This is a genomic window from Pseudomonas sp. MYb13, from assembly GCF_002980075.1.
Taxonomy (GTDB): Bacteria; Pseudomonadota; Gammaproteobacteria; order Pseudomonadales; family Pseudomonadaceae; genus Aquipseudomonas; species Aquipseudomonas lurida.
On sequence record NZ_PCQI01000026.1, the window covers coordinates 40,290 to 46,580 of the forward strand.

At 59.7% G+C, this 6,291-nt stretch carries 7 protein-coding genes; 3 read left to right on the forward strand and 4 right to left on the reverse strand.

The features are described from left to right. Nucleotides 1–6 precede the first annotated feature (6 nt). Nucleotides 7–786, reverse strand: coding sequence for an EAL domain-containing protein (locus CQ002_RS27100; protein ID WP_098465572.1), 780 nt, complete (start codon nt 784–786; stop codon nt 7–9). Nucleotides 787–902: 116 nt separating this feature from the next. Here CQ002_RS27100 and CQ002_RS27105 point away from each other — a divergent pair, with 116 nt between their 5' ends. Beyond that, nucleotides 903–1,310 carry an RNA-binding S4 domain-containing protein gene (locus tag CQ002_RS27105; RefSeq protein ID WP_034108637.1) on the forward strand — a complete coding sequence of 136 codons (408 nt, stop codon included), beginning with the start codon at nt 903–905 and terminating at the stop codon, nt 1,308–1,310. A gap of 66 nt (nt 1,311–1,376) precedes the next feature. Here CQ002_RS27105 and CQ002_RS27110 read toward each other — a convergent pair whose 3' ends face one another. Further along, nucleotides 1,377–2,180 carry a phosphatase PAP2 family protein gene (locus CQ002_RS27110; protein ID WP_105161480.1) on the reverse strand — a complete coding sequence of 268 codons (804 nt, stop codon included), beginning with the start codon at nt 2,178–2,180 and terminating at the stop codon, nt 1,377–1,379. Between the two features lie 125 nt (nt 2,181–2,305). On the opposite strand from CQ002_RS27110, the gene hslO reads away from it, so the two are divergent. Next, on the forward strand, nt 2,306–3,208 hold the full coding sequence (gene hslO, locus CQ002_RS27115; RefSeq protein WP_034108641.1) for an Hsp33 family molecular chaperone HslO: 903 nt from the start codon (nt 2,306–2,308) through the stop codon (nt 3,206–3,208). Nucleotides 3,209–3,387: 179 nt separating this feature from the next. Then, a complete protein-coding gene (locus tag CQ002_RS27120) occupies nt 3,388–4,929 on the forward strand; it encodes a phosphoenolpyruvate carboxykinase (protein ID WP_034108643.1) in 1,542 nt (513 codons plus the stop codon). Between the two features lie 57 nt (nt 4,930–4,986). Here the strand turns inward: CQ002_RS27120 and CQ002_RS27125 are convergent, their stop codons facing one another. Continuing rightward, nucleotides 4,987–5,850 (reverse strand): EamA family transporter, encoded by an 864-nt coding sequence (locus tag CQ002_RS27125; RefSeq protein WP_234010375.1) that lies wholly within the window; start codon nt 5,848–5,850, stop codon nt 4,987–4,989. A 70-nt stretch (nt 5,851–5,920) separates the two neighbouring features. Further along, a partial coding sequence (locus tag CQ002_RS27130; protein ID WP_256589527.1) for a DUF1493 family protein occupies nt 5,921–6,291 on the reverse strand: 371 nt, incomplete at its 5' end.

Here is a 6,291-nt window from a genome sequence, read left to right on the forward strand (position 1 = left end):
AACCGATCAATTCGCCCAGGCCTGAGGGGAAACCTCGGCCAGGGCCTTGAATGCAGGCCTGGCGAACCAGTAACCCTGCATCAGAAATATTCCGCAGTCGGACAGGAAGTCACGCTCGCCGGCACTTTCGATGCCTTCGGCGATGACAGTAACCCCCAACTGCTCACAGATTGTGACAATCCCCTGGACGATGACTTGACGGACACGATCCTTATCGACATCACGGATCAGCGCCATGTCGAGTTTGATCAGGTCAGGTTGGAAATCGGCCAGCAGGTTCAGCCCCGAATAGCCCGCGCCGAAATCGTCGATGGCGGTCTTGAAGCCGAATTCGCGGTATTCACGCAGAATATTCGTCAAATGGCGATTGTTATCTACGTGCTCGCTTTCCAAGGTCTCGAAAATCAGCTGGTCCAGCGGGAAATTATGCGCGCGCGCCGCCTCCAAGGTGCTACGGATGCACAATTCCGGACGGTATACGGCATTGGGCATGAAGTTGATCGAAAGATGGGTTTGCATGCCCAGGGCCGACGCCCCGGCGATGGCCTGGGTTCGACAGCGTTGGTCGAACCGGTAGCGGTTGCTTTCGTTGACCTGGTCCAGCACCGACAACGCGCCTTCGCCGTGCGGGCCGCGCACCAGGGCTTCGTGGGCAAAGATCGAGTGGTCCCGAAGGTCTACGATAGGCTGGTAAGCGAACGCGAAATCGAACCCCAGGGGCTCGCTTTGCTGGCAACCCACGCAACGCTGGTTGGGCGAGGTGAGTGAAGGGGGGAATTCGGTCACAGCGTATCCTCGCGAAAACAGGGTGCTACCTGGCGTATCTTAGGTGAGCCTTGGGGTTTATGCGTCGAAGGGTTTCAACGGTAAAGTTGCGACATTTTTCAGAGCGAGGAATTCAAGTGGCTCAAAAGCAGGAAGAGGAAGAAAAGGTCCGTCTGGACAAGTGGCTGTGGGCCGCGCGTTTCTATAAGACCCGTGCCCTGGCGAAGGCCGCTATCGAGAGCGGCAAGGTTCATCATCGCGGCGAGCGCTGCAAGCCAGGCAAAGAGCCACGTGTCGGTGATGAGTTTCAGATTCGTACCGGTTTCGACGAAAAGACCGTGGTGGTTCAGGCGCTTTCCATTGTGCGTCGCGGAGCGCCTGAAGCGCAGGCGCTGTACACCGAGACGGAGGCCAGCGTTGCCAAGCGCGAAAACGCGGCAGCCATGCGCAAGGCGGGCGCCACCGGCATGACCACCGACGGCAAGCCGAGCAAGAAGCAGCGCCGCGATCTGTTCAAGTTCCGCGGCAGTGGCAATGACGATTAGCGCCGCAGGCGAGTCGTTATGGGGGGCGAACGGGCTTGTTGTGGCAGCCCACTCGCCACCGTTCTGTTATTGCGGCGAGCTCATGACGCTCAGGCGGCCGATCACCGGCACCCGCTGGAACAGCCCGAACACCGGCGCCGTCACACGCAACAACCCACCCGATACTTTCGCCGCAAACGGTGTGTAATACCCCCATCCCAGCGCCAACAGCGCCAGCAGTACGCCGCCGATGTAATCGTCCTGACCCCAATGCGCGCCCGCCACCAGGCGCGGCATCATGAACAGCAGCGCCAGGCCCCAGATCACCAGCACCTGGCTGAAGCGCTTGGCGAACACGGTCATGAACATCGCCCAGATCAACAAGACCGAAGCGTGATCCCCCGGGAAACTCTGGCTCGAACGGTCCTTCAATTCCCAGGTCTTCTCCAGCCCCGGGAAATAGTCGCTCATCTGGATCGCCCCGCTGATAACCATTGACGGGCTACTGTGTTGCCAGCCCATCTGCGCCGCGAGTTTGGAAAACAGCATGCGGATAAACAGCAACAGCAGCAGAATGCCGACAAAACCTAACAGTGCCTGGCGCACCTGCACGGCCTTGAACACCCATTCTCCCCGGATCAGCAGCGCCAGCAGAATCACCCCGACTACCGCATCAAAAGGCCGCAAACTGGCGACAGCCCACACATGCAGCCATGCCGGGTTGCTCGCCAGCGGGTCATTGAGCAGATGAAACAGCCACTCGTCGAAAATCACACACAGCATCTGGCCCGTGGGCCACAGCCAAAAACACAGCAGTCCGATAGCGAGTAGATTGCAAAGAGCCCATTGCCGGAGGTTCCACTTGGCTTGGAACAAACCCGGATTGTTCATAAACTGTCCCTCTTCGCTCTATGAAGCTCTCTGTTTCCAGGAGAAAGCCGCACCAATATGGTGCTAAAGCGTTTAATTTTATAAACCTTGTAATCATTTTGTCATCCATTCAGATACCCAGACCTATGACTGATCTACCGGATACCGACTTCACCCAACGCTTCATCTTCGACGAGACCGACGCCCGCGGCGAACTGGTCTCGCTGGAGCGCAGCTATGCCGAAGTCCTCGCCAAGCACCCCTATCCGGAGCCGGTCGCGCAACTGCTCGGCGAGTTGATGGCGGCCGCTGCGTTGCTGGTGGGCACCATGAAGTTCGACGGTTTGCTGATCCTGCAGGCGCGCTCCGAAGGGCCGGTGCCGATGCTGATGATCGAATGCTCCAGCGAGCGCGAAATCCGCGGGCTGGCCCGTTACGAAGCTGACCAGATTGCCCCGGATGCGAGCTTGTCCGACCTGATGGCCAACGGCGTGCTGGCGATTACCGTCGACCCGACTGAAGGCCAGCGCTACCAGGGCATCGTCGATCTGGACGGCGAAACCCTGTCGGACTGCTTCACCAACTATTTCGTGATGTCTCAACAGGTAGGCACCAAGTTCTGGCTCAACGCCGATGGCAAGCGTGCCCGTGGCCTGCTGTTGCAGCAATTGCCGGCCGACCGCATCAAGGATGACGATGAGCGCACCGATAGCTGGCGCAAGTTGACCGCCCTGGCCGGCACCTTGACGGCTGAAGAGCTGCTGGGCCTGGACAACGAAACCATCCTGCACCGCCTGTACCACGAGGAGGCCGTGCGCCTGTTCGACGCACAGGGCCTGCGCTTCCATTGCAGCTGCTCGCGCGAGCGTTCGGCCAATGCCCTGGTGAGCCTGGGCTTGGAGGATGCGCAGGAATTGGTCGTGGAGCACGGTGGCCATATCGAGATCGACTGCCAGTTCTGCAACCAGCGCTACCTGTTCGATGCGGCCGATGTCGCCCAATTGTTCGCCGGCGCAGGCATCGACACCCCTTCCGACACCCGCCACTAAAACGTTTAAGCACAGGTGAATCACCTGACAAATGCCGGATTAGCGCTGTTCTGACGGGAGGGCCCTACTCTTTTTGGGCTTTTCTGGCATAATCCGGCCCACTTTTTTCGCGGTAGTAGTGCGCAACTTTCTACTACAAAACGTTTGGAGCACTCGGCCTCAGGCCGACGGGGAACCTCATGACGCAAGCCAATAACGCCGTATACACCGATCTGAGTGTTGACGATCTGGTCAAAGAAGCCCTGCAGCGCGGTGAAGGCGTGCTTGCCGATACTGGCGCGCTGGTCGTCGAAACCGGTCACCGTACCGGCCGTTCGCCAGTCGACCGTTTCATCGTTGAAGAGCCCTCCACCCAGGACTCCATTGCCTGGGGCCCGATCAACCGCAAGTTCCCGGCCGACAAGTTCGATGCCCTGTGGAGCCGTGTAGAAGCATTCAACAACGCGCAAGAGCATTTCGTTTCCCATGTTCACGTAGGGGCTGCCGAAGACCACTACCTGGCCGTGAAAATGACCACCCAGACTGCCTGGCAGAACCTGTTCGGTCGTTGCCTGTTCATCAACCCGGCCCAGTACAACCCGGCCGGTCGTGAAGAGTGGCAAGTGCTCAACGTCGCCAACTTCGAATGCGTGCCAGAGCGTGACGGCACCAACTCCGACGGTTGCGTGATCCTCAACTTCGCACAGAAAAAAGTCCTGATCGCTGGCATGCGCTACGCCGGTGAAATGAAAAAAGCCATGTTCTCGGTGCAGAACTTCCTGCTGCCGGCTTCCGACGTACTGCCAATGCACTGCGCCGCCAACATTGGCGAAGCAGGCGACGTGACCCTGTTCTTCGGTCTGTCGGGTACGGGTAAAACCACCCTGTCCGCCGATGAAAGCCGTTACCTGATCGGTGACGACGAACACGGCTGGGGCGAAGGCGTGGTGTTCAACATCGAAGGCGGTTGCTATGCCAAGTGCATCGACCTGTCCGAGAAGAACGAGCCGGTGATCTGGAAGGCCATCAAGCATGGCGCCGTGCTGGAAAACGTCGTGATCGACGATGCCAAGCACGCCGACTACACCAACGTCAGCCTGACCCAGAACAGCCGCGCCGCCTACCCGTTGGAGCACGTTGCCAAGCGTTCCGAGAAGAACCTGGGCGGCGAGCCGAACGCTGTGATCTTCCTGACCTGCGACCTGACCGGCGTACTGCCGCCCGTGTCGATTCTCAGCGAAGAACAAGCGGCCTACCACTTCCTGTCTGGCTACACCGCACTGGTGGGTTCGACTGAAATGGGGTCGGGCGGCGGTATCAAGTCGACCTTCTCCACCTGCTTCGGCGCACCGTTCTTCCCGCGTCCGGCTGGCGAATACGCTGAGCTGCTGATCAAGCGCATCCGCGGCTTCGGCTCCAAGGTCTACCTGGTCAACACCGGCTGGACCGGCGGCGGCTACGGCGTCGGCAAGCGCTTCAACATCCCGACCACTCGCGGCGTCATCGCGGCGATCCAGAGCGGTGCGTTGATCGGTGCCGAAACCGAACACCTCGACACCATCAACCTCGACGTGCCATTGGCCGTACCGGGCGTTGAGACTGGCCTGTTGAACCCACGCAACACCTGGGCTGACAAGGCTGCTTACGATGAAGCGGCGAAGGCACTGGCGGGTCTGTTCATCGAGAACTTCAAGAAGTTTGAAGTGAGCGATGCGATCAAGGCCGCGGGTCCCAAGTTGTAAGATTCGATCGTTGTGAAAAAGCCGCCTCTCGTGGGCGGCTTTTTTGTGGGCGTCACCTTAGTCGGCGATGTGCAACACCACGGCGCCGACCAGTACCAGCACTACCCCAAGCACCTGCACCGCCGACAGACGCTCCTTGAAAAACACAAACCCCAGGATCGCCGCAATGCCTCCCGACAACGTACTGATCACCGTCACCACCGACACCGACCCCGCCATCGCGCCCCACGAAAACGCCGATAACCCGCCCAGGTTCATCACGCTCGCACCGGTCAGCGTCGCGCAGTTTTTCAGCGGTGGGATCTTCAGGCCATCCTTGATCTTCACCACCATCACCACCAGTACGCACAGGCCCACCAAGTAACCCAGCCAGAGCATGGCGATTGGCCCCAACGCCGGCAGTGTGTAGCGGCCCTGCAGCCAGAAGCTGGTGCCGTAGAGCAATGCGGCGAGCATGGCGTAGGCAATGGACAGGCGTGGGTTGTTGTGGGGGATGTCGTTGTCCTTGTGCATGCTGGAGAGGGTCACGCCGATGACGCACAGCGCGATGCAGCCCAGTTGCGTCAGGTTGATGTGTTCTCCACTGGCCCATGACAGCAGTGTGGTCACTACGCCGTAGGACGTCACCAGTGGCGCTACGAGGGCGGCTTTACCCAGCGCGAACGCCTTGGACAGCGCGAGTGCGCCGGACACGGTGAGCAGGGCCGCAGCGATGCCCAGCAGCCAGACGCTCAGCGGGGCATCGAGGGACTTGAACAGGAAGCTTGGAAGGATGACCAGCAGCAGGGTCATGATCAGGAACCCCAGCGCTTGGCCGAAGTACACCGCGCGTTTAACGCCGACGGCGCGGGCATTGAGACCCACGAGAAAATCCGTACCGCCCCAGAGCAGGGCGGCCAGCAGGCCCATTGTTACGTCCATGTAAGGTCCCTTTTTATGGCTCTAATCGCCAGATTAACGCATAACCCCTGTGGGAGCGGTGTTCTTGGGATCAGCTCAGGTTTTCCAGCGTCTGTGTGTCCCAGCTGTGGGTCTTGATGGCCAGGTAGAGCATGCCGATGGTCAGCGGCACTTTTTCGCCGCGCCCCTTGGCTCGGCGTTTGAGGAACACATCGAACACCGGCGGGTTGAAGTAACGATAAGTGTCGTAGTCGCCCAGGTCGAGGGCAAATTCCTGTTCCAGCGCTTCCATCAGTTGCTTGGCCTCGCTGCCGTCACAGCCGAGGTCGAAATTGAGTGAGGTTTGCAGGCGGATCGTCTTGTGTTTCGGCAGGCCGATTTCTTCGTGCAGCAGTTGCAAGAGTTGCTGCATCACGGGGTCTTCGGGGAGGTTGGGGGCGAGGTTCATGGTGGGGGCACACA